This is a genomic window from Bacillus sp. VA13, assembly GCF_055710085.1.
Genome location: NZ_JBVQPP010000001.1, coordinates 632,035 through 655,452, shown reverse-complemented (window position 1 = coordinate 655,452; position 23,418 = coordinate 632,035). Strand labels below are relative to the sequence as shown.

Below are 23,418 nucleotides of genomic sequence, written 5' to 3'. Positions count from 1 at the left end.
TAAAAGGATTATTTTATCTAGAGAGGACTAGACAAAATAATCAATAATAATACTCTATCGTAAGTTCATATTTTATATTACTTCAAAGAAAAACATTGAATTTAAAAAGGGAGCTAGAAGCCCCCAATTGCGATCTTATATTCGTACACCTTCATAGTGCCCAATCCAATATCCATCTGAAACTTTAGTAATACCTTTTAAATACCAGCGATATCCGCCGTCTTCAAATGAGTTGGCAAAAATACCTGTACTGCTAGGTAAATCCCAAGTGATAGCTTGAGCTTTAAAATCATCACTTGCAACATTAGCTATTCCCTGATTCGGGCTTGGGCTTGTACTTGCAGCGAACGCTGGAGATGCTGAAACAAGTAAACCTACAGATAATGCGACACCTGTTAATACTTTTTTGTAACTCATGTAAATCCCCCATTCTTATAATTTTTTCTTACAATTACATTATATGGATTTGTTGATTGGGGAAATAGCGAAATTACTCCCATACATATGGAAATTGTGTGTCGGTTAATGTCGTGATAGATGAGAAGGCAAATGGAGAGATGGATTATAGGATGGAATCATAAAAAAATATAGAATAAAAATAAAATAAGTGGGGGTTATCCAAGTGATAAAGAGGAATCTGCTTAGCAACCATGTTGATGAGATTATCGCAGAATATTACGCTGCTGCAGGATATTCAGTCCAGAGCATTGAACGCCAGGAAAATGGACAATTGATTGTTGTTACGGAACGAGCAGTAGAGGAGAAGGAACCGGCAAAAGTTGATATCGCATTTGATTTTGTACATAGAAGATCGCACAGGAAGAAGTATTTAGCATAAAAAAGGCAAAGAGGAATTAACACTCTTTACCGTTCGGTTTCTTTTTTAGACGATCACAGATAAATTTCATTATACTGATAGCTATTGCAACAGATCCAATTATTAATGTGATTTGGAGGATGAATATTACTCCGAAATTTATATTCACATTGTCAAATAAGTCACTGGAAAAGGAAAGAAGCTTATGAATACCCAAGGCAAGTACGAAAAAGGAGAGGCATATTACGACAAGGGATGCTTTGGAATAATCTTTAGCGTGGTCAAAATTATAAATTGCTATTGATACAAATAATAAACCCGTAGCGATCTTGTGGGATAGCGAATCATTCGCCGAAAATGATTGCACTACTATGCTTAAGAAAAATCCAGTAATACCGATTGTCTTACTCAAGGAATCACCTACTCTTATGTAAGTTAAGTATGAGTTTACCAATTAAAGGGGATTTTCTCAAGATGATACACATTAAAGTTAAATTAAAATCGTGATTTAAAGGAGCGGAGATAATGAACACTTATGTAGTCGATGACAGCAAGTATAAATGTATTTATGCGGGAACTGAGAAAGCAGCTGCTTTTAATAATGAATTTGAAAACGGAACAAGAGTAAGGGTTTGGTTTGAAGGCCATCACATAAAAACGTTTGAGAAAGAACAAAGAGAAGTCTGTGGAGTAGGAGAATGGATCCTTAAGTATGATGCTGCTACTGAATTGCAAAAGGAAGTAAATCGTTTGGAAAAGACATATTTCAAGAAGAAAGAATTATTAGACACTATTAGACAAGCTGATGAAGTCTAAATAAAAGATAGTTTTTATGTAGTTTATCTGTTTATGAGGTGTATAATTGAAGATAATGAAAAAGGGGGATGCTTAAATGAAAACTTTTTATCAGCTAATGGCAGTGTTAAGAGGTCAAGACCAAACAGCACCTGTTCAGGTACATGTGTTTGAAAATGTAAGACCTTCGAATGAGGAAATAGAAACTCAACTTAGAAAGTATCAAGATAAAGAAAATAAATTTGTAATGCAAGCATACTTGCTAGAAACATTTCACCTAATTGATAAGAATGTCCAAAGGGCAGATACTGAAAGGGGGTAAAACCCCTTTCGATTCTGGATTTTTACAATCAAAATAAAATATTTGTTTTGATGGAAGGAGGCAACCATAGTGCCAAATCAAGAACAAATAAAACGCATGAATGATATTAATGACTTGATAAAGCTAATTGCTGACATTGATAGACGCACTTTCTTCTGTAAGCCAATGAATCGCATAGCGTATTTCAGGTTTAAGAATAAACTATTCTTTGTTGATGATTACACGGGTGAAGACGTTTACCCGTATGAATTAGGCCACGAACCAAACGGCTTCTCACATGGAGGTAATGTGTGGCAACTAATCAATAGTTTTAGAGAATTCATCATAACAGGGAAATGCGGCGAGCTGAGGGATTATAAAGAAATATGGGCTTACAGCTATGAAGGGTGTATGAAAATCCGTCAGAAGGCAAAAGAAATAGGGGTTATAGAGACTGTTGATTATCCTTATAGCTTTGATGAATGGATGAAAACTAATTGATCCATGTACTAAATTTTCACTTGGATTTTTAAAAGCTAGGCACTAAGGAGGTATGTAACGGAGAGATTATACTCTCCAGCAATCGAAGGAAGGTATGCGAAGTTTACCATGCTTAGTCTTAAATCTGTGCTTAACATTACATAAAATAGGTTCAATAAATACATATTCAACAGATTCAGACTTTACTTGTTTCATAGAGTGAAACTTACTTCGTTCAGCATGTGGCATGAATTCCATAAATCCAGCTGCAGTTCCGTCAGGATAAGACAGAAGGAATTTTATATCCTTCTTTGTGTAGCCGGTTATGAGAACCTCAGTGTAATCGTAATTAATCACTTTAAGCCAATTATGCGAACGTTTATTGATTTCATAAGGGGAGTCAGCTTTCTTGAGTACGATGCCCTCTAAATTCTTTTCTTTGGACAGGTTGAAGTAAGCAAGTCCGTTACCTTGAATTCCTTCGATCACAAAGACATTAGGATGATTCAGTTCAAGTGAGTTTAGAGTTATCTTACGCTCAGTGAGTGGCTTAGCTGCTATTGACTGTCCATCTTTGTAAATAACATCAAAGACACAGTAAACAATATTATGGGCTGATTTTTTGGACATGAAACGTTCCATTACAGCTTCAAAGTCAGGAGCACCACCTGGGGCAGCTACAATAATTTCACCATCGAGTACTGTTCCATCTGGAATATCTAAGTCCAAGAGTTCTGGAAACTTGCTTGTTACTTCGTTGTTGTGACGAGTGTATAACTTAATCTGATTATCAAATTTAGAAAGAATGAGTCTGATTCCATCAAATTTGAGCTCAGTGATATAGTTCTCGTCGTCAAATGGCTCTTTTATTGAATGCAATAGCATTGGCGATACAAACAAAATATCACCTCCTACTTAGAACATATTAGCTAAGAGAAGGTGATATATAAAGCGATATGGCAGTGGTACTTAATGGGATTCAATGAGCTCAGGTGAATTGTTTTTAGGCGAATTCACTAAAGATGAAACTTGGTATGCTTCCATGTCATCAGCGTCATAAGGCTGCAGTAAACTTTTTAGATATTCCGGATCAGTATTTTTAGGGTTGAGCCATTCCTTTTCATTCTCATCAGTAAGGATAACTGGCATCCGATCATGAATGTCTTCCATAAGCTCATTAGGCTTTGTTGTGATGATTGTGCAAGTGTACAACGGATTGCCTTCTGGCGTGTTCCACTTTTCATATAATCCGGCAAAAGCAAAGAGATTGGATGATTTAAGCTTAATCCGCATAGGAATCTTAGTCTTTGGATCAAGGCGTTTCCATTCATAAAAACTGTCAGCGGGTATGATACAACGTTTGCTGACGAGCGGCTTTCGAAAACTTGGTTTCTCGGCCAATGTTTCAGCTCGAGCATTAATCATTTTATAGCCGATTTTTTCGTCTTTAGCCCAAGGAGGAATAAGACCCCATCTAAGTTTGCCCAGACGATTGTGTGACCCATCATTGATGATTGTCAGGATGTTTTGTGAAGGAGCAACATTATAACTTGGGTGATATTCTTCTTCGGGTAAGAAGTGATCTATATTGAATTGCTCAATAATCTCGTCAAACTCAGAGAATAAAGTGAACCTGCCACACATGTTCATCATCCTTTAGGGTTTTTGAATATTGTACAGGCTTGATACACGAAAATCAAAAAGGAGGAATGTGATGCAGCAGCATACAGTTGAGGTTAAGGAAGTTGAAGTGTTACTCAGAGGAATATGGAAAAAGAAAAAGTTCACTGACATTCAAAAGGGGCAAACCTTTAAGATTGAGGAGAACGGGAGAACAAAGAAATACATAGCGAGAACAGATCCTTATTGGGATGACATGTATGAGACTTACATAATTGATTTGTTGGATAAAAATAAAATTAGAAGAAGTAAGCAAACAGAAATCTAGATAAAACAGAGATTTTATTAGAAATGGGGGATTGGATTGAAAGACAAGTACACTAGGCAAGCATTTTAAGTTGAGGATATTAATCGAAGAGAGAATTACACAATTGTTTATGATCCTTACGATCAATCTGTAGAGCTTTACGATACTTCAAGAAGAGTGAATCTCAATTGTTTTAAACGTGAATTGAAAACAAAATATATTGAACTTCCCGTTTGAATGTAACACTGCATATGAGTATTTTAATTATCTATTTATGAAATCGACCAGCTTTGACTCAGATAATAATATATATTTTATAGCTTGGGTACATCCTGATTACGGATATTCACTTGAGGAAACAGAGCCTAAGGATATAAATGAAAGTATTGAAGAATTGAATAAGATTAAGACTAAACTGAAAGCTAAACTTGAATCCTTCACTTCGAGCATTAAAGACAACCGTATTAAAGAATTATTAAAGAAACACGGGTATATTTCAGGAGGAAGCATTGCTTCTTTGATTAAAGGAGAATGTCCCAAAGACTACGATATTTTTATTGATTCCAAAGAAGCTCTAAAAGAAATAATAGATTACTATGGCAGTTTACATAATAGTCATGTCAGCAACAAAAATGATAAATTATGCCTTTTGGAAAGTGAAAACGATGGAAAGCTAAGGCTTGGGCTGACTAGAGAATTTGTGAAAAGCTTTGAAGATAATGATGAAATGCTGCCAATTGTATTCAGTCAAAGAGCGATCACTTTCCCTTCTCAGGTTCAATTGATAATTAATAATGGAGAATCACCACTTGAAACGATAAATAAGTTTGACTTTATTCATACGATGTCATTCTACAATCCAAGTGAAGATAAATTCTTTATTAAGGAAGAATCTCTAAAGGCAATTAAGCAAAATAAATTAATATACAATCTACAAGGAACAAATCCAATTGGCTCTGCAAAGCGGTTATTACGATTTGTTAAAAGAGGATGGGAAATCGATAATAAAGAACATATGAAATTAATGTTAAATATAAATAAAATCAATGATAAAAATACATTGCTTGAAGAAATGGGCGAGTACATATTTTAAAAAAGCTGGTTAAAAACGATAATTTAAATAGAATCCAATTACTCATTCTATACTAGATACAAATATCAAATTCAATACAAGTATTGGTATTCTTTGATATTTACAGAATAGATAATGTGATTTAAATTACCTAAGAAACAGACCACGTATGTTATAATATTTACGATATAAAAATTGGTAAATTCTGATTTTAAATAAGGCAGGAAGGTGCTCAATTTGAAATTTAATATATTTATGGATACACAGGTTTATGAAAAACAGGGATTTAACTTTAAAAGCAATGATCTTTCTCGGTTATCTAAACTAATCAGACAAACAAATGATGTAAGAATTTTCTTAGGTGAGTTCACCGAAAAAGAAGTTTATAACCGCATACACAAAAAAATTGAAAAAGTCAAATCTCAAGTAAATAAAGTTAGAGATATACACATAATAGATAAGAACAGTGCTTTTCTGAAAAAGTGGAAAGAGGATATTGAATCAGAAGAATTAAGAATTAAAAGTGAGTTTAAGAATTTTGTAAGAAAAAATAAAGTTGAAATAATACCTCTAGATAAAAACTCACTAGACGTAATTCTAGAAGATTATCTGAAAATAAAACCACCATTTACTCAAAAAAAACCAAAGGAATTCCCAGATGCTTTTACTTTACACTCAGTACTTAAATGGACAAACAATCATGGTGAAGAAATGATTGTTATCAGTGGAGATGAAGATGTAGAAAAATTTTGCGAATTGCATGTCCAACTAAGATATTTTAAAACCATAAATGAAGCAACTAATTATATACTGACCAATACTAATCATGGTGAATATATGCGTATTTCGGATGTAATTGAAGAATCTAAAGATCAGATTTTATCCGCACTTGAAAAAGTTGAATTACGAGATTTTTTCGATATTAGAAATGATTCTTTTGAACATATACAGGTTAACTATATCAAACCTCTAATTGTCCACGACAACTTGCTGGTATTAGAGATAGACAAAGAAAGTGAGGAAAGTACCTCTGTAATATTTACAGTATTAGTTAAATTTAAAACAGGAATAACCGCTTCAGTATTTAGTGATGAAGCATCTGCGTATGATTTTCACAATGAAAAATACTCTTTAAAATTTTATGAGAAAAATCAATATAATGCATCCTTTGTATTACCAGTAAAGATGAAAGTTAAGATTAACTCATTCGATGATAACTTAACACAAGAAAAGTTTGAACTTATTGAAATCAATGAGAGTAATTCAATTAATTTCCCGATGCCAGTACCTGACCTGAAAGATTATTATAAAACTGTGGGGGAAGTTATCCTTGATAGAGTATGAATATTTCCCTAGATATTACTGAACTGACTTATAGAATAGTGAAAGTTTGGGATTGAAAGGAAAAGGTAAAAATACATGGATTGAAAGGAGGTTATACTCAATGCCAAACATCATTTCTAAAGTGCAAGATGAAGCAATTAAATACTTTAGAAACAAATTAAATTTATCAGACAAAGACTTATACATACCGTTGATTAATTTTGAACTACTTAGAGACAAGAACGAACAATATGCCAATGTCCTTTACGAGCTTTATAAAAACGACCCTTATTTGTTTATTAGAGCTTTAAAGGAAGGTTATGTGGTTAATCAGCCAATTGCATTTGATGAGGCCATTGTACGTTTCTTTAATGGTGAAGAATTAGCTATTGTACATAAAACAACAGGAAGAAGATACAATGTAAATGTGAAAATGAAGCAGCTACCTGACGGATTTACACTGCAAACAATGGATATGTGGCTATGGAGTGAAATTGTTTAAATAATATAAATCCATGATATAATTCTCTTTAATCCTAAGGGAGAGAATTAAAATGGTAATGGTTTTGGGGGTTAAAAAGTGATTAATATTATTGGGGGATGAGCTAATATGGAAGTTAGAGTCGGAGGCTGATCAACTCTGGAGCTGCCACTAGGTGGCTCTTTTATCTATAACCCAATAAAATTATCATTTTATTTAAATTTCAAAAGGAATTGTTAAGTTTTTCCCCTCATGGTAATATGTTATTGAATTAATGATTCTTTTTTACTATAGGGGGATAAACAACATGGATCATGAGGCTACAGGGGAGTTACCTTTAGAAAAGCCAAAGAAGACTAAAAAAGTTATTTGGATTGTTTCAGTTTGTGCGGTGGTTGCACTTATAATTGGAGGAATCTATGGCTATCAAGTTTACAAAAAGAACAAAAAACTTGAGCAGCTAGAAGCGTATTCTAAGAAAGAAGAAAGTCTTGTCACTGATATGACTTCTTTAGGTGCAAGTTCAGAAGAAATAATTAACGAAGTTGAGACAACATGGCATGATGTTATTTTTAATGACCTACATAAAGTAAATGGAACATATGTTAGCGATTTTAATGATGCATTAGTTCAGCTTTACGCAGGTTATGAAGACGACGGCAAGATTTCTGATTTAGAAGATACTCAAAAGACAATTGAAAAGCAGATTAAATCAATGAAGAATCATCCTTCTGAGTTCGATGATAATTATGATTATCTGCTTGAGATATATAAAAACGTAAAGCAATTGTCTGATTTGGCTATTGAACCAAAGGGAAGTCTTGAGACTTATAAACAAGAGGCTTTGGATACCGACAATGCTACTTCATCTGCAATGGATGATTACGATTTGAAGAAAGTAACCTTTAAAGAGCTTAAAAAGAAATATGAATAGCTTTGCCCAGGTGTTCCGTTCTGAACGGAACTTCTCTTAAAAATTATTTAGAATAAAAATAAAATTACTATTGACGATAATGTGAGGGTGATGTAAGATAAGAATATCCCACAGAGAGAAAGGAGGTCGTAAAGTGAAAAAGGAATTGAAGATATTGAAAATTAAACCAGCTGCAATCGAAGCCTATAGAAATGATGTTAAAAGGAATTATGACATCGAAGAAGACCAGGCTAGAAGAAAATTAACAAGGAATGTAATGTTGGTGAAGGAATTCAGACCTCAAGGAGTTGAGAGGGGTTTTATTTCTAAGACATATTCATATGGAAATCTCAAGATTACTGTAAGACTAATACGATCATTAAAGTAAGAAACATTAAAGACGATCCAGAGCCTTGGCATTTTCCTAAGAAGAGATACATAGAGTTAAACAAACTACTTGGTATTAGAGATTGTAAGTTTAGTAGTAAGTCACATTATAGAAATAATAAGAATAAAAATAATATCATTTAATTACGGAGGAATAGTGTTGAGCAAACTTCAAAATAAATTTGAATTTATTGGTAATATATTCATTTCAAACGACAAAGAGAAATTTCATGAGGTAAAGGAATTTGATAGTGGCTGGGTTAAGAATAGATTAAGCTTTGCAGTTCAAGAATCTAAAACCAATAGCGTATTTGTTGAGTTGGAAGGTGGTTATTCAAAAAGTAAACCCAATAAAGTCTACTCTTTCAGTAAGGGAACTGAAAATAAAAAAGGATCTAAACTTGAAATTCCGTGGGAAGATCGGTTAAAAGATGAAACTGTAAATATGGTTGCTGATTTTTCAAAAATTATTATTGATTTTAATGATGAATCTGTAAAAGAAAAATTAAATGACTTGAGATATAAATTGAGAGGTTTAGATAATAAAGACTCGTTAACTGAAGAGGAAAAGAAATCACGTTCCAAACTCCTGGATGAATATAAAGAATTAAACGTAAATGGAGCAGAATTCATCCACGAATATGATGCAATTCAATTCCTATCTGAAAACCTAGAAAAGTATAAGGATAAAAAATTCAAGATTACAGGAAGTGTTGAATATAACACTTGGAAAGGCCGTAATTTTAGAAAGTTTAAAATCCAAACAATTGAAATTGTAAGCAATGATACACCATCACAGTTAAGAGCTAATTTGGATGTGTTTTATACAAATGATTCACTGGATGAATCATCATTTGATGAAGAAAAAAAGTACTTCATTGATGCATATGTGCTTAGTTATGACAATCAGGCGAAAAGGGATCGTTTCTTTCCACAACAACTTGTAATCAATGCGAAAAAACTTGATTTCAATAATGAACTTCATTTGAAGAGATTAGAATTAATTAAGAACTTTTTTAAAGTAGATGAGGATGGAGTTTATCACCTACTTTGGGAAGTTAACATTTTTAGAGGAGCAGATGAAGTAGATTTTACTGAAGATGATCTTTCTCCAAACCAAAAAGAAATGATTGCACTCGGTTTAAATACATTGGATGATTTTAAACCTAAAGGGGGAATGTTAGGAGAATCCCGTGAAGAAAACCGACTTTTAAAACCTATTTTAAAAAAGGTCAATGATTTCAATGACTTTACAGAAGGTGCATTAACAAGCACCTATGAAGTTGAAGATTTAACATATATTCCGCAGCAAGCTCAAAAAACTGCCTCATCAGAAGGTAAAGAAGAAAATAAAGTAACTGAAGAAGAAAAAGATAATGCATTTGATGATTTATTTGCTTAAATGAAAAATCGATTTTACCTCAGTATCGTTATTACATAATACATAAGGAGTTGTCACATATGGCAAGAAAATTCGGCAAAAAGAATAAAATTAAAGTTAGTCCATTGGACTATAATATTGGACTTATTGGTGAATCAGGTATCGGTAAAACCACTCTAGCCAAAGAAGTATGTGAAAAATTAGTTGGTGAAGATGGTTATATGATCCTCAATATTGGAAAAGAGGATGGCGTTGATGCTATTCCCAATGCTTCTTATGAAGATGTCCCAGATTGGATAACTTTTAATGAAATCACTAAGGATATTATCAATAACAGAACAACAGACTATGCGGATTTAAAGGTTTTAGTATATGACACATTTGATGAGCTTATTAAAATCACAGAACCAGAGGTTATTCGATTACATAATAAAGCCAATCCTGAAAAAAGAGTAAATACAATCAAAGCTGCTTTTGGGGGGTTTCAAGCAGGGGAAGATAAAGCTATTGAGTTAATTCTTGATAAGATGTGGGAACTAAAAAAAGTGGGTATCAGCATGTTTATCTTAGGTCATACAAAGAAAAGAACAATGACTGACGTAGTTACAGGTCTAGAATATGACATGTTAACAACAAACATGACCCATAAGTACTTTAATTCAATTAAGACAAAGCTCCACGTTTTAGGAGTCGCTTCTATTAATCGTTCTATTGAAAAGAAAACAGTTAAGCAAAAAATTGGCCCAGACAAAACAATTGGAACAGTTGTGGATGAATCACGAATTATTACGTTCAGAGATGACAACTTTAATATCGATTCTAAATCTAGATTCTCAGATATCACACCTTCAATTGCTTTAGATGACAATGAGTTTATCAAAGCTATTCAAGAAGCGATTCATTTAGCTTTTGATAAACAAAAAAATACCACTAACAATTTCGAGGAAGAAAGAAAAGAACAAGAGCAACTTAAAGAAACTAAAATTCAGAATGAAGCTAATAACGCTTCATTTGTTGATCAAGAAGAGAATGAGAAATTAGCAGACAAAATCAAAAAACTGTTTCCAAATGCCAGTGATGAGGCCAAAGAGAAGATGAAACAGATTATGGATCAGTTTAAAATGAAGGATTTCAAAGGCGTAGACACTATTCCAACTAATGCATTTGAAAAGATAGTCGATGCGTTGTCTAACTGAACACACATAAGGGGAGCTTAGCTCCCCATTAAATTAATTAGGGAGTGTTTTCTTGGCTAGAAAGTGTGTATGTCAATTATGTAAAGCAAATGGAACAGTAGATGTTTTTTATAAGGTTACTGATACAAAAGGTAGGAATAAATATTATTGCAACAAAGATGAATATGAAAACTTTAAAAATGAAAAGCTGAAACGCAAAAATCTTTTATATTACCTTTCTAAAGAAGTATTCCACTATAAGGATGGACAAGTACTGCCACCTGTTTTTCTAAAGAAGATAGGTGAACTTAATAAGTTTTATGATTATGAAGTGATACAAAAATGCTTTGAGAAGAACCAAGAAACAATTCAATATTGGTTGATCAACAAAGAATTTAACAATGAATTTGGAATGATCAGCTATATTTTTAAGATCATAGAAAGTAATATCAATGATTTCTATAAGTTATGGTCTCTGGAACAAAACCGTAAAAATAAAGAAGAAAATAATCAAATTGATATAACAATTATGAATCAATTTAATGATTCAAAACCTTCATCTTTGAAACAAAATAATTCCGCGAAAAATATAACAGCGTTTCTTGATGAGGAGGATAATTATTGAACAACTTAGATTCATATCCGGCTAAACTAGTGGAAAATAGAGGACAAATTGAAGGAAGTTTTATATTTTGCTTATGGAAAAATCCTGACTTATATGAAGACTATAAAGATGAAGTTAGAGCAGACAGAGATTTTTTGACGGATGATGGTAAGTTTTATTACTCTCTTGGTTTGGAACTGAGTAACATGAATTACAAAAGCTTTGATGATGCAAGTGTTTTCAGCTATATAGAAGGTAAAGAAACATTAAAGAACGGTTTTATCCGAAGAGGTGGTATGAAAACTGTAGATGAGCTCAAAAACGTGTTGAACGATGAAAACGTTGATACCTATTATGATGAGCTTATTAAATATAATATGCTGCTCAAGCTTCATGATAAAGGATTCAATGTAATACATGAACTTGAAAAATTCAAGAAAATGACAAGTCAGCAATTATACAGTTACTTTGAATTTCAATTAGATAATGTTTTCTTAGGTCGCGGATCTGGAGTGAAAATTGAAGAGCTCGACTTGGATGATAAGTTTGTTGAATCTATTGAAAACGGCGAAGAAATGGGATTGAGTTATGCAGCAGCATGTCCTTTGTTAAATTATCATACGCTCGGTCTTCATAAATCCAATGTTCAAATTTTTGCTGGGTTCAGTGGAACTGGTAAAACAAGCTTTTGTGTATCTTCCTATGTGATTTCAATTTTAGATCAGGGAGAAAGGATAACAATCATAGCCAATGAAATGAACAAGAGAGCTTGGCAACATATGTTCATGGCAACAATATTAAGTCATAAACTTGGTTACTATGGTTTACCTCGAAAGAAACAAAAAATGGGTAACCTAAAACAAGAGCAGAGAGAAATGCTGCAAAAAGCTGTTGAGTACTATGAGAAATATTATAAAGGACGCATTAAGTTTGCAAAAATTTATGATTACAGCATTAATGATGTAAAAAGAATTATGAGAAGAATGGCAAAACAAGGGTTTGGATACATGCTTTACGATACATTTAAAGCAGAAGATGCTTCTTCTAATAATGTAACAGGGGAACTAATTGAAGCTTCTAAACAGCTCTTACAGGTTGCAGAGAAGGAAGACATTTGTGTCATCATTACAATGCAATTAGCAATTTATATGGAAAACACGAGATATTTAACAGCATCTTGTCTTTCCAATGCCAAGGCAGTAAAAGAAATTGTATCGGAGTTAGTACTTACAAGACCATTATGGGATGACGAGTTTCCAGGCGGAAAGTTTGATGTTAAACCATATAGATTTAAAAAAGACTCTTCTGGAAAGTATACAAACATTAAGGAAGAAATTCAGTTAGATACAAACAAAAAATATAGGTTATTCTTTTTGAATAAGACACGGAATGATGAAGGAGATACAGTGTTACTTTATCAATTCGATGGTGCCTGGAATAAATGGATTGAACTTGGCTATTGTACCCCTAAGCATCAGCGAACATCAGAGCGGACATGATTACCAAAGGAAGGTGAGATCATGGACGTATATAATCTTAAAAATCATATTATCAAAAAACCAGAATACATAGAGCTTATTTTAGAAGAGACAGGTTTTTATAATATCGATAACAGAGGAAACGAATATAGGTGTGCAAGAAAAGAGGGAAGAAACCCGACTTCAGTTAAAATCAATAAAACAACTTTAAGTGCGATATGTTACTCAACAAATTTAAATGGTGACTTAATTACACTTGTTAAGGACAAATTAGGTTTAACTTTTCCTAAAACAATTAACAAAATAGCTGAATTAATTGACTACAAAGATGAAGAGCAGTATGAACCACCCAAGATTCCATTTGGAGGATTTTATAAGAAGATAAGGAAATTTAGCAATCCCATCGATATAGATCTTGAAACATATTCTGAAGACATATTAGATCAGTTTGAACAAATTCCAAATATGTTATTTTATAAAGATGGCATTTTACCAAAAACTCAATCTATGTTTCAGATTGGCTATGATAGTGTTACGGGAAGAATTACCGTTCCTTGGAAAACATCTAGTGGTGAGTTATGTGGTGTTATGGGACGTTTAAATAAAAAGACCATTAGTGAAGATGAGACCAAGTGGTTACCAATCATTCCTTTTCCAAAGTCTAAAACGCTGTATGGATTTGTTGAGAATTACAGTTCAATTAGAGAAAAAGGAATAATAATGCTTGGTGAGTCAGAAAAACATACTATGGCTTTATCCAGCAAAGGTTTAAATGTTGGAGTTTCATTAGGAGGCAGCTTCTTAAGTGAAGTTCAAGCAAATAATATAAAATCGATGTTTCCAAAGAAGTCATTAATAATGATGGATGAAGGGCTTGATGAAGAACATAGTTTAACAATTGCTAAAAGCCTTAAGTTTGAAAACTTTTTCAAGAATGAGGTTGGATACATATTCGATCGAGAGAACAAGTACCTGCCGAAAGGTTCAAAAATGGCACCGGCTGATCTAGATAAAAGGAGTCTTGAATGTTTAATAAGAGACTGTACGGTATGGATATAAAAGAGGGGATGATTGATTGAAAGATAAATTAAATGAACTAAGGGAACAAGGAAAAAACATTTATTCCTTTTCCAAGCTTGGAACTTTTAATAACTGTGAATACGAATATTACAATACATACGTTTTGAAAAAGAAAGGTATCGATAACATATATACCCTTATGGGGTCTGAATTACATAATGGAATTGAGAAGATTTATAAAAATGAATTAGACATTAAGAAGTTTAAAAAGGACTTTGAAAATAGATTAATTGAATTAGAAATGAATGGAGTTAGTTTTCCAAGTGAATCAATCGGAGACAGCTGGAAAGCTGATGTCGGTCATTTCATGAACAACTTCAATAAGATCGACAGTAAAATGATTTTAGAGAAGCTAATGGTATTTGAAATCGCAGAAGGAATTTACCTTCAGGGTTATGTGGATGCTATTCTTCCAAGTGAAAAAGGTAAGCCGTATGTAAGTATTTATGACTGGAAGACATCAAGTAAATTTACTGGAAAGAAACTTAATGAGGCAGGAAGACAATTGTTAATGTACAAGCTTGCGCTTGAGCAGACAACAAATTTAAAAGTGGACAAAATCCTGTGGTTCATGGTGAAGTATGTATATGTTTGTACACATGGAAAAACCAAAGTAATAAAGAAAATGTGTAACAGAGGTAAATGGGTCAAGGAAATGCGCAAGCAACTGGAAAAACAAATGAAGAACCTCAGATATGACGACTTTGAAATTGAGCTAATGTTAGATAATGCAGTAAAAGAAAACAATCTAAACAGCTTACCCAAAGAGGTTAAGAATAAGTTTTGGCTCGAAGATTGTACAGTTGAATATGAGGTCACAGATGAAAAGGTTAATGAGTTGAAGAACTATATTACTGAGACTGTTGAGAGGATCGAAAATAAAGATCGTGAAGATGAGAAGCAATGGCAGCCAGTAAAAATAAATAAATTTAATTCCTTTTACTGCAGTGTATTATGTGGACATCGTAAAACATGTAAGTTCTATAAAGAGTTTTTAGAGTCAAATAAATTTAAGAAAAAGAACAATACTGATATGTTTGATAACTTATTTTCTTAGGAGGATTTAATGAGAAAAATATTCTATGACTTTGAAGTCTTCAAGCACGACTGGATGGTTGTCTTGATTGATTATGATACTAAAAAAGGAAAAGTTATCGTTAACGATTCAGAAGAACTTAAAAAGTTTTATAGGATGTTTAAAGAAGATATTTGGATTGGTTATAACTCAAGAATGTATGATCAATATATTCTCAAAGGAATCTTATTGGGGATGAATCCTCACTTTATCAGTACTAGAATCATTAAGGATAATGTAAAAGCATTTAATGTTGTTAGAGAAGCATATAAAATTCCTTTAAATAACTTTGATATAACAACGGGCTTTCATAGTTTAAAGCAGCTTGAAGGTTTTATGGGATCAAGAATCAAGGAGTCATCTGTACCCTTTGATATTGACAGAAAGTTAACTGAGGAAGAGATAAGGGAAGTAATTGATTATTGTATTCATGACGTGAAACAGACTATTGAAGTATTTGACAATAAAAAAGAGGAATTCGAAAGTCAATTGGCATTAATCGAAGCGTTTAATCTAAAGATGTCTATGTTCACAAAAACAAAGGCTCAATTATCAGCATTTATATTAGGGGCTGAAAAACAAGGTAATCGAGGAGATGAGTTTAACCTTGTGTTCCCGGATGCTTTGAAGATTGAAAAATACAAACATATTGTGGATTGGTACAAGAATCCTGATAATCTGGATTATTCTAAAAAGCTTGAGGTTGATGTTGCTGGTGTTCCTCATATATTCGCATGGGGTGGTTTACATGGAGCACTTCCAAAGTACAAAGACGAGGGAATTATTTTATGCTGCGATGTAGCATCTCTGTATCCTTCAATAATGATTGAATATGGTTATATAAGTCGTAATGTAACAAATCCATTAAAGTATACGGAGATTAGAGATACCCGTTTAGATCTGAAAAGAAAAAAAGATCCTAAACAAGCTCCTTATAAGATCGTTTTAAATTCAACTTATGGAGCTATGAAAGATCAGTATAATCCTTTGTATGACCCTTTAATGGCTAATAATGTGTGTTTAGCAGGACAGTTATTGTTGTTAGATTTAATTGAAAAAATTGAGCCATATTGTAAGTTGATTCAATCAAATACAGATGGTTTGTTCATGAAAGTCGATAAAGAAGCTGATATTGATTTGATTAAGGATATTGCTAAAGAGTGGGAAACAAGAACTCGTTTAGACCTGGAGTGGGATGTTTATGAAAAGATTTATCAAAAGGACGTAAACAATTACATTATTATTGATAAAGATCAAAAGTATAAATCCAAGGGGGCATATGTAAAGAAACTTAATAACCTGGATTATGACCTGCCTATTGTTAACAAAGCAATGATTGAGTACTTTACAAAAGCAATTCCAGTTGAGGAAACCATCAATGGATGTAATGAACTTAGAGAATTCCAGAAGATTTCTAAGGTTTCAAACAAGTACATGTATGCTCTCCATGGGGAAGATAAGTTACCTGAAAAAGTATTGAGGGTATTTGCTTCTAAAGAAGAGGATGCCAAAGGTGTATTTAAAGTGAAAACAGAAGATCGCATTGAGAAGATTGGTAATACTCCACCTCGCTGCTTTATTAATAATGATAATATTAAAAATGAAAAGGTTCCTGATTATCTTGATAAAGAATATTATATTGAAATGGCCAAAAAACGTATCAATGATTACCTTGGCATATCGAACAGAAAAAAGCAAAGAAAGAGAAGTGATACGCATCAACATTAAGGATAAAAATAAAATTATATCATATAAATCAAAAACTAAATGTGCTATGATGATTTTAATCCCATTGGTTACCTTTTCATACATAAGTGCTGAGCAACATTATTTAGATACAGGAAACAATAAAAACTCAATAAAAGAATCATTTTATGGAAAACCAAAACAAATCAACTTACCACAACACAAGAATCAGGTGCTAAATAAGTTCGATGAAGTTTCTAAGAAGCAGAAAGCTAAACAAGAAAAGCGGCGAGATGATATTCTTAACGCAGCTATTATTAAACCCAAATTAGTGAAAAAGAAAAGTATCAAGAAGGGAGGTGAGGGTAAAAACAAGAATAAACAAATAAAGAATAAAAATAAAATTACATATGTGGAAAATGATGAAGCTAATACACTAGATATCGAATTTAGTGCATATGTTGCTAACTGTACCGAAGGCTGCACCGGTCGAACCAAAACTGGCGTAGATGTAACACAATCAATTTTTTATAAAGGTTATAGAGTAATAGCTACAGATCCAAGTATTATTCCACTTAACTCCGTAGTATTAATAAAAGTAGGAGGGAGTTCATTTAAGGCCATAGCCATTGATACAGGTGGAGCGATTGTTGGCAATAAAGTGGACTTGCTGGTATCAAATGAACAGGATGCAATTAACTTCGGAAGACAACATGGAACGGTTTCAATTATTAATTAGGGGGTATTAAATTGCCTAAATACTGGAGTTATCCTGTTGGACTAGCTGTAGAAATTAACAATAATGCACGATATGGCTGTCCTCATCATGTTGGAAGAAAAGGAAAGATTATTGAGCATTTGCATTCAGCTACATATGACTATGCAGTTAGCGATGAAACAGGTGACATTACTTACTTTAAAGAACATGAATTAACACCACTAAAGGGAGGTTTAACTTATGTTTAAAAAAGGTCAAAAGGTAATTGTTGATTTTACAGATGAGATTGGAGCTGTTGCAAAAGTTGATTATCGATACAACCAGGTAGAAGTAAAGTATCCTGATGGCACTTACCAGGTTGTTGGATTTCATAAAATAAGAAAGGTGGAGGATTAATGGCATTAATTATCTTGGAGGGGCCTGATTGCTGCTTTAAATCAACAGTTGCAGCAAAGCTAAGCAAAGAACTGAAGTATCCAATTATCAAAGGTTCAAGCTTTGAGTTGGCCACAAGTGGAAATGAGAAATTATTTGAACACTTCAACAAATTAGCTGACGAAGACAATGTGATTATCGACCGGTTTGTTTATTCTAACTTGGTTTATGCAAAGAATTTCAAAGATTATTCGATCCTTACAGAGCACCAGCTTAGATTTATTGAGGATAAAATTAAAGTGAAAGCTAAGGTTGTATACTTACATGCTGATCAAAACATTATTAAGGAACGGTTAAGCGTTCGGGGAGATGAGTATATAGAAGGAAAAGACATCGATTCAATTTTGGAGTTATACAGAGAAGTTATGAGCAGTGCTGGATTACATACATATTCATGGGATACTGAACAATGGGGCAGCGATGAGATTGTAGAGGATTTGATTCAATTATTTGAGTGAACAAAAAGAGTGAACTAACACTCCTTAGTAAACTAACGTGCTTCTACTGTAATTTTATAAATAACATAATTGTCGTTAATGTCATATGCGTAAACTACTGCTGTGCCTAGTGAAGAATAAGAAGATACAACACCACTTGAACTTATGCTAATTAGGTTGCTGCCAGATACTATTTCCCAACGTGTATAACCTTTTAACAGGGAGACATTAGAATTCCTTAGCATATGGTAGTCAACTGTAGCTATAGGATCTCCTTGTTGTACAACTTGGTCAACTGATTTGATAGGCGTTAGAGCTGAAGCTTGTGATGTGAAAGCAGGGAAAGCCAGTGTAGCTAGAGATAAAGCAGAAACAATCAATCCTTTGTAAAACTTTTTCATAAGAATTACCCCCTAGGTTTTGATTGTGATTACAACTCTAGTCTAGCATGTTAAATATTTGAAATGTGTGAAGTGTATGTGAAACTGATTAAAATATCTCTTTTATAGAGGAAGGAGAGATAGATATAAACGGAAAGGATTTAAACAAAATACATAATATTGATTGCGTCCAATTCATGAAGGAGAATATTGGTGATTGTTCTATCGACTTAACAGTGACTTCTCCTCCTTATGATGACTTAAGAAATTACAACGGATATTCATTTAACTTTGAGGAAACAGCTCAAGAATTGTATAGAGTAACAAAAGATGGTGGAGTGGTTGTTTGGGTTGTAGGGGATAAAACACACAAAGGTTCCGAAACTGGGACGAGTTTTAGACAAGCTCTATTCTTTAAAGAAATTGGATTTAATCTTCACGACACAATGATTTATCGAAAAGATAATCCTTTACCTCAAAACCATAACAGATATGAGCAAGAGTTTGAATACATGTTTGTTTTTTCAAAAGGGAAGCCCAAAGTGTTTAACCCTAGAAAAGAACCCTGTCGGACTGCAGGAACGAAGTACGACTACTCTAACAGAGGTGGGGCAGCTTCTATTAAGGAAAATAACCCTGCAGTGAGAAGAAAATCAAAATGTACGGTTACTAAAGATGACAAAACTAAGGGCAACATATGGGGATACTTAGTTGGCATGCATAAAAGCACTAGTGATAAGATCGCTTTTGATCATCCGGCAATATTTCCAGAAAAGCTTGCCGAAGATCACATTCTCTCTTGGTCAAATGAAGGTGACATTGTGTTTGACCCATTCATTGGGAGTGGAACAACTGCAAAGATGGCAGCTTTAAATAATCGTAAATACATAGGTACGGAGATTAGTAAGGAATATTGTGATATTGCAAATGAACGTTTGAGGAATTACATAGGAACTAAATAAAAGATCAATTTTTATAGAATAAAAATAAAATTAGTGGAGTGGTTAGATGAACGTATTGAGTTTATTTGATGGAATGAGCTGTGGACAGATTGCACTGAATAAGTTAGGGATTGTCGTAGACAACTATTTTGCTAGTGAAATAAAAGAAAATGCTATTAAGGTTACTCAGTATAATTACCCCAATACAATTCAACTTGGAGATGTAAAGTCGTTAACTGATGAAAAACTTGAATCCCTCCCAAAAATCGATTTATTGATTGGTGGAAGTCCATGTCAGGATTTAAGTCCGGCAATGAAAAAAAGAAAGGGGCTAAAAGGCAGCAAATCTCAACTTTTTTGGGAATACATTAGAGTTTTAAATAAAATTAAACCAAAGTACTTCTTGTTAGAAAATGTAGCTAGAATGAAAAATGAAGATAAAGAAGTCATAAACGAGACTCTTGGAGTAAAGCCAATTAGGATTAATTCAAAACTTGTTTCGGCTCAGTTAAGGGATAGATTGTATTGGACAAACCTACCTAACGTGTCACTTCCAAATGACAGGGGCATTAAATTAGAACATGTTTTAGAAAATGGGTTTACTGATCGAGAAAAATCGAGGGCATTGTTAGCTAGTGATTCAAGACCTTTAAAATCAAAGGAAAAAATGTGGCATAGATATAAAAACACAGGCTTTACAACCATTGTGTTTGAAAATGGAATAGAGGATACACATAATATTAGGTACTTGAATCAAGTTGAACTCGAAAGGTTGCAAACTGTACCATCTGGTTACACCAAAATTCTTAACAGAAATCAAGCAGCGGATCTCTTGGGAGACGGTTGGACGGTAGATGTTATTGCGCACTTATTTAAAGGACTCAAAGAGGAATACATAATGAAGGAAGTTAACTTGGATTCAGCACAAAATATAGAGCTTGATGAATTATACATTGAACAAATAACTGTATAAAATTTGTCTTTTATTTAGAATAAAAATAATGTCACAAGGAGTGTCGGGGTATTAATAACAAGCAAATAATTGAGAGGTTTAAACAAAGTGTCAAAGATTATAGAAAGAAAATCATTAATGGGGAAACTGACCAAGCGCAGCGTTATGTAGTTGCATTAGAAGCTGAAATTGAAGCAACAGCAAATTTCATGGAAGTCCTCAAAACTGGAAAAAAAACGATTGAGGATGAGATACTACGACAAAAAGGGGAGTGAATATGCTAACTGATCAAGAAAAAATTGACTTGGTAAACGCTCTTGATTTTGTAGTTATTGAACCACATACACAAAGCATTTACGTACATAACGATGAAAAGACCAATAGAGTATTAGCTAAGGTTTTGCACACTATTTCAGTAGATGAGTATATTGAGAGCTTTAAGAAAGGGATCTAATTGATATCTTTCCAGCAGCAATGCAAGAAGCCGGTGCGGAAGGATTTAAAGATGGGCAGTTTGTGATTATACCAAAGAAATTTTATGTTGATCAATGTTATGCAATGAGTAAGAAAATCGAGCAGTTAACTAACCTAATCGATCTACACAATATTAAACCAAATACATATCGAGGCTTGATTCATTAAATTGTTTCAAGAATCAAGAAAAAACGAAAGGATAAAGGGATGTTTATTGAAAAAGTATTATGTAAGGTGTAAAGATAGCAAAGGTGAAAATGCGTCTCTAGTTATTGAGGCGCTATCACCTGAGCATGCAAAAGAACAAGCATACGAAGTAAATGAGGTAAGGAATATTTATAATGTAAGTCCGGGAGAAGGAACATCTAGGAATTATCTTGAACGTAAATATTCTCCATACATAAAAAATGACAACGGCAAGGCTATAATCATCTTTTCATAAGGGAGGACGGCTCCATGCGAATATCTGATCCAATAAAAGAGACTCTCGAGCAAAATGTGGATCAACTTAGCAGTAAAATCGATGAGTTGTTCATATACCTTGAAAATGAGTTGCCTTCAACAACTGAAAGGCAATGGAAAACGATAGACAAAAAATTCGGTGAGATTTTTACTAAATCTAACGAATTACAAAATTACATAAGTTGTTTATAAAGGTGAGCAATATCCCTTTGAGTTAATGACATCTGTGATACTTATTATTCAAAATCGCCTTTGTTTCTTAACAATTATTTATATGATTGGTAGCATTTATTAAAGAAAGAAGGTGATTTATGAGATTGTCTGTTTGATAAGTATTGGTGCCAGATGAGAATTATATTTTTACAAAGGGGTTATTTTAATGAACAAGTCTTTTTATAGAACGATCTTAGCATTAGTTGCCGTATTTGTGCTGGCCTTTGCAACATTTCCTCAGAATAGTGATGCAAAGAGTACAATCTCAACAGATAATATTGACAAGGGTAAGGTAAAATCAGAAGCAGAATTTATTGCAGATCACACTATTGATGTGAGCAAAAAGACTAAGGAAAAACTTCTTTCAAAGACAGAAAAGGCAATTGAAGAGGGAGACATTAAGTATCATAAATCAAACGAAAAAGTATTTGATAATGCTTCAGTTAGAGCCATCAAGTACGATGATGGTACAGTAACATATTCAGTTTCTTATTTATATGTGGACACTGAAAAAGTAGATAGAGTAAGTTCATTCAATGTTTCATTTGATAGCGATATGAATATTGAAGAATACTATGAAGTTGATATGAAGAAAATCAGCAGCACTCAAAACGAAATGACTTATTGGGTTAATGGTGTTAAGGATGAGGACAAGTCTGGTGTCTTTGAAACAGAAAAAAACTCAGAAGACAAAGCAAGCTCATCTAACATGATGAGTACTCAGAGCTGGACAGGATGCGTGTCAGATTGTTTAGGTGATAAGAATATTAGTCAATGGGCAATCACTGGTTTAGCTATTTTATGTGGAGCTGCATGCACAGCTGGTGTTCCAGCAACAGCAGGAACTGCTTGCTATGCTTGTGTAAATACAGCTGGTATTATTGGTGTAAATGCATTCTTTGATTGTATGGAGAAGTGTAAATGATCAATATTTTAAGTAAAATACTATTTATTTTGTCTGGTTGCGCATTGTTGATCTTTGGGATAATTTTAAAGAATGGATCAATGGCTTTTGGATTATTCGCCTTATTCTTTATAGCGGCAATAATTGTTCGTGTATTTTATAAACGAACTGAAGACCATTAGCAGCAGCCGTAGTACTGTAGGGGAGGAAACTCTCCTCCTTTTAACAAATATTAAGAATAAAAATAAATTTACTATTGACCATTTAGAGAATTAAGAGTATGCTATATTCATAAGATGAGAGGTGATGCTTTGGAATGTACTAAGTGTAATGAACAAATTAATGAAACCGTCTTTTATTTAAGAATTACAGGTGACAAAGAGTATAAAGAATTTCCGGTACATAAAGAATGCGGTGAGGAACTGCAAAAGATATGTTTGGAACATTGTAAGACCATGAAGTTAGAAAAGACATTAAAGTTTTTGAAATTATATTTAGGATAAAAATAAAATTACTATAAAATATTC

At 33.2% G+C, this 23,418-nt stretch carries 30 protein-coding genes and 1 pseudogene; 26 read left to right on the top strand and 5 right to left on the bottom strand.

Annotation, left to right across the window (positions count from 1 at the left end; all coding sequences use genetic code 11):
- Positions 1–135: 135 nt before the first annotated feature.
- A complete protein-coding gene (locus tag AC0C66_RS03060) occupies positions 136–417 on the bottom strand; it encodes an LCI fold-containing protein (RefSeq protein WP_153256837.1) in 282 nt (93 codons plus the stop codon).
- A gap of 205 nt (positions 418–622) precedes the next feature.
- On the opposite strand from AC0C66_RS03060, the gene AC0C66_RS03055 reads away from it, so the two are divergent.
- Positions 623–838 (top strand): hypothetical protein, encoded by a 216-nt coding sequence (locus AC0C66_RS03055; protein WP_153256836.1) that lies wholly within the window; start codon positions 623–625, stop codon positions 836–838.
- A gap of 16 nt (positions 839–854) precedes the next feature.
- On the opposite strand, the gene AC0C66_RS03050 is transcribed toward AC0C66_RS03055, so the two are convergent.
- A complete protein-coding gene (locus AC0C66_RS03050; RefSeq protein WP_086343969.1) occupies positions 855–1,229 on the bottom strand; it encodes a YoqO family protein in 375 nt (124 codons plus the stop codon).
- Between the two features lie 113 nt (positions 1,230–1,342).
- On the opposite strand from AC0C66_RS03050, the gene AC0C66_RS03045 reads away from it, so the two are divergent.
- The 3 genes from AC0C66_RS03045 to AC0C66_RS03035 all read left to right on the top strand — a co-directional run bounded on the left by AC0C66_RS03045 (position 1,343) and on the right by AC0C66_RS03035 (position 2,414).
- Positions 1,343–1,633 carry a hypothetical protein gene (locus AC0C66_RS03045; protein ID WP_003231051.1) on the top strand — a complete coding sequence of 97 codons (291 nt, stop codon included), beginning with the start codon at positions 1,343–1,345 and terminating at the stop codon, positions 1,631–1,633.
- Between the two features lie 76 nt (positions 1,634–1,709).
- Positions 1,710–1,934, top strand: coding sequence for a hypothetical protein (locus tag AC0C66_RS03040; protein ID WP_437388317.1), 225 nt, complete (start codon positions 1,710–1,712; stop codon positions 1,932–1,934).
- A 69-nt stretch (positions 1,935–2,003) separates the two neighbouring features.
- The gene (locus tag AC0C66_RS03035; RefSeq protein ID WP_437388316.1) at positions 2,004–2,414 is read left to right on the top strand and encodes a hypothetical protein; all 411 of its coding nucleotides are present in this window, start codon (positions 2,004–2,006) and stop codon (positions 2,412–2,414) included.
- A gap of 66 nt (positions 2,415–2,480) precedes the next feature.
- On the opposite strand, the gene AC0C66_RS03030 is transcribed toward AC0C66_RS03035, so the two are convergent.
- Together AC0C66_RS03030 and AC0C66_RS03025 are read right to left on the bottom strand one after the other, a co-directional pair.
- A complete protein-coding gene (locus AC0C66_RS03030; protein WP_437388315.1) occupies positions 2,481–3,293 on the bottom strand; it encodes an ATP-dependent DNA ligase in 813 nt (270 codons plus the stop codon).
- 69 nt (positions 3,294–3,362) lie between these two features.
- On the bottom strand, positions 3,363–4,037 hold the full coding sequence (locus AC0C66_RS03025) for an SOS response-associated peptidase (RefSeq protein WP_437388404.1): 675 nt from the start codon (positions 4,035–4,037) through the stop codon (positions 3,363–3,365).
- A gap of 70 nt (positions 4,038–4,107) precedes the next feature.
- Here AC0C66_RS03025 and AC0C66_RS03020 point away from each other — a divergent pair, with 70 nt between their 5' ends.
- From AC0C66_RS03020 to AC0C66_RS02940, 17 genes are all read left to right on the top strand, one after another.
- Positions 4,108–4,341 (top strand): hypothetical protein, encoded by a 234-nt coding sequence (locus AC0C66_RS03020; RefSeq protein WP_437388314.1) that lies wholly within the window; start codon positions 4,108–4,110, stop codon positions 4,339–4,341.
- Between the two features lie 253 nt (positions 4,342–4,594).
- Positions 4,595–5,413 carry a Gabija anti-defense Gad2 family protein gene (locus AC0C66_RS03015; protein WP_472973488.1) on the top strand — a complete coding sequence of 273 codons (819 nt, stop codon included), beginning with the start codon at positions 4,595–4,597 and terminating at the stop codon, positions 5,411–5,413.
- A 216-nt stretch (positions 5,414–5,629) separates the two neighbouring features.
- Entirely contained in the window at positions 5,630–6,736 is a 1,107-nt protein-coding gene (locus tag AC0C66_RS03010; protein WP_472973487.1) for a PIN domain-containing protein, read from the top strand.
- A gap of 100 nt (positions 6,737–6,836) precedes the next feature.
- Positions 6,837–7,217 carry a hypothetical protein gene (locus AC0C66_RS03005; protein WP_437388311.1) on the top strand — a complete coding sequence of 127 codons (381 nt, stop codon included), beginning with the start codon at positions 6,837–6,839 and terminating at the stop codon, positions 7,215–7,217.
- Positions 7,218–7,503: 286 nt separating this feature from the next.
- A complete protein-coding gene (locus AC0C66_RS03000) occupies positions 7,504–8,130 on the top strand; it encodes an ETRAMP family protein (protein WP_243572710.1) in 627 nt (208 codons plus the stop codon).
- 133 nt (positions 8,131–8,263) lie between these two features.
- Positions 8,264–8,497, top strand: coding sequence for a hypothetical protein (locus AC0C66_RS02995; RefSeq protein WP_437388310.1), 234 nt, complete (start codon positions 8,264–8,266; stop codon positions 8,495–8,497).
- Positions 8,498–8,656: 159 nt separating this feature from the next.
- Positions 8,657–9,898, top strand: coding sequence for a hypothetical protein (locus AC0C66_RS02990; protein ID WP_437388309.1), 1,242 nt, complete (start codon positions 8,657–8,659; stop codon positions 9,896–9,898).
- 59 nt (positions 9,899–9,957) lie between these two features.
- Positions 9,958–11,073 (top strand): AAA family ATPase, encoded by a 1,116-nt coding sequence (locus AC0C66_RS02985; RefSeq protein ID WP_437388308.1) that lies wholly within the window; start codon positions 9,958–9,960, stop codon positions 11,071–11,073.
- Between the two features lie 52 nt (positions 11,074–11,125).
- On the top strand, positions 11,126–11,677 hold the full coding sequence (locus AC0C66_RS02980) for a hypothetical protein (protein WP_121572603.1): 552 nt from the start codon (positions 11,126–11,128) through the stop codon (positions 11,675–11,677).
- Entirely contained in the window at positions 11,674–13,155 is a 1,482-nt protein-coding gene (locus AC0C66_RS02975; protein WP_437388307.1) for a DnaB-like helicase C-terminal domain-containing protein, read from the top strand. The genes AC0C66_RS02980 and AC0C66_RS02975 overlap by 4 nt, the downstream gene beginning before the upstream one ends.
- A gap of 21 nt (positions 13,156–13,176) precedes the next feature.
- On the top strand, positions 13,177–14,193 hold the full coding sequence (locus AC0C66_RS02970; protein WP_437388306.1) for a hypothetical protein: 1,017 nt from the start codon (positions 13,177–13,179) through the stop codon (positions 14,191–14,193).
- 16 nt (positions 14,194–14,209) lie between these two features.
- Positions 14,210–15,271 carry a PD-(D/E)XK nuclease family protein gene (locus tag AC0C66_RS02965; protein WP_437388305.1) on the top strand — a complete coding sequence of 354 codons (1,062 nt, stop codon included), beginning with the start codon at positions 14,210–14,212 and terminating at the stop codon, positions 15,269–15,271.
- 9 nt (positions 15,272–15,280) lie between these two features.
- The gene (locus tag AC0C66_RS02960; RefSeq protein ID WP_472973486.1) at positions 15,281–17,017 is read left to right on the top strand and encodes a hypothetical protein; all 1,737 of its coding nucleotides are present in this window, start codon (positions 15,281–15,283) and stop codon (positions 17,015–17,017) included.
- Positions 16,953–17,714, top strand: coding sequence for a 3D domain-containing protein (locus AC0C66_RS02955; protein ID WP_472973485.1), 762 nt, complete (start codon positions 16,953–16,955; stop codon positions 17,712–17,714). The genes AC0C66_RS02960 and AC0C66_RS02955 overlap by 65 nt, the downstream gene beginning before the upstream one ends.
- A gap of 11 nt (positions 17,715–17,725) precedes the next feature.
- Complete coding sequence (locus AC0C66_RS02950) at positions 17,726–17,941, top strand: YorP family protein (protein WP_019712328.1); 216 nt, start codon at positions 17,726–17,728, stop codon at positions 17,939–17,941.
- Entirely contained in the window at positions 17,934–18,089 is a 156-nt protein-coding gene (locus AC0C66_RS02945; protein ID WP_010331040.1) for a hypothetical protein, read from the top strand. The genes AC0C66_RS02950 and AC0C66_RS02945 overlap by 8 nt, the downstream gene beginning before the upstream one ends.
- The gene (locus AC0C66_RS02940; protein WP_326145023.1) at positions 18,089–18,586 is read left to right on the top strand and encodes a nucleoside/nucleotide kinase family protein; all 498 of its coding nucleotides are present in this window, start codon (positions 18,089–18,091) and stop codon (positions 18,584–18,586) included. The genes AC0C66_RS02945 and AC0C66_RS02940 overlap by 1 nt, the downstream gene beginning before the upstream one ends.
- Before the next feature lie 32 nt (positions 18,587–18,618).
- On the opposite strand, the gene AC0C66_RS02935 is transcribed toward AC0C66_RS02940, so the two are convergent.
- A complete protein-coding gene (locus AC0C66_RS02935; protein WP_326145021.1) occupies positions 18,619–18,966 on the bottom strand; it encodes a BLB8/JUQZ-1 family protein in 348 nt (115 codons plus the stop codon).
- Between the two features lie 176 nt (positions 18,967–19,142).
- Between AC0C66_RS02935 and AC0C66_RS02930 the strand changes: the two genes are divergently transcribed.
- The 5 genes and pseudogenes from AC0C66_RS02930 (at position 19,143) to AC0C66_RS02910 (ending at position 22,912) form a co-directional block, all read left to right on the top strand.
- Positions 19,143–19,907 carry a DNA-methyltransferase gene (locus tag AC0C66_RS02930; protein WP_326243401.1) on the top strand — a complete coding sequence of 255 codons (765 nt, stop codon included), beginning with the start codon at positions 19,143–19,145 and terminating at the stop codon, positions 19,905–19,907.
- 46 nt (positions 19,908–19,953) lie between these two features.
- Positions 19,954–20,859 (top strand): DNA (cytosine-5-)-methyltransferase, encoded by a 906-nt coding sequence (dcm, locus tag AC0C66_RS02925; protein WP_114523515.1) that lies wholly within the window; start codon positions 19,954–19,956, stop codon positions 20,857–20,859.
- 256 nt (positions 20,860–21,115) lie between these two features.
- Positions 21,116–21,480: pseudogene (locus tag AC0C66_RS02920) on the top strand (hypothetical protein).
- 46 nt (positions 21,481–21,526) lie between these two features.
- Positions 21,527–21,754: a hypothetical protein gene (locus AC0C66_RS02915; protein WP_437388403.1), complete on the top strand. Its 228-nt coding sequence runs from the start codon at positions 21,527–21,529 to the stop codon at positions 21,752–21,754.
- A gap of 399 nt (positions 21,755–22,153) precedes the next feature.
- The gene (locus tag AC0C66_RS02910; RefSeq protein WP_147772057.1) at positions 22,154–22,912 is read left to right on the top strand and encodes a hypothetical protein; all 759 of its coding nucleotides are present in this window, start codon (positions 22,154–22,156) and stop codon (positions 22,910–22,912) included.
- Positions 22,913–23,418: the final 506 nt, after the last annotated feature.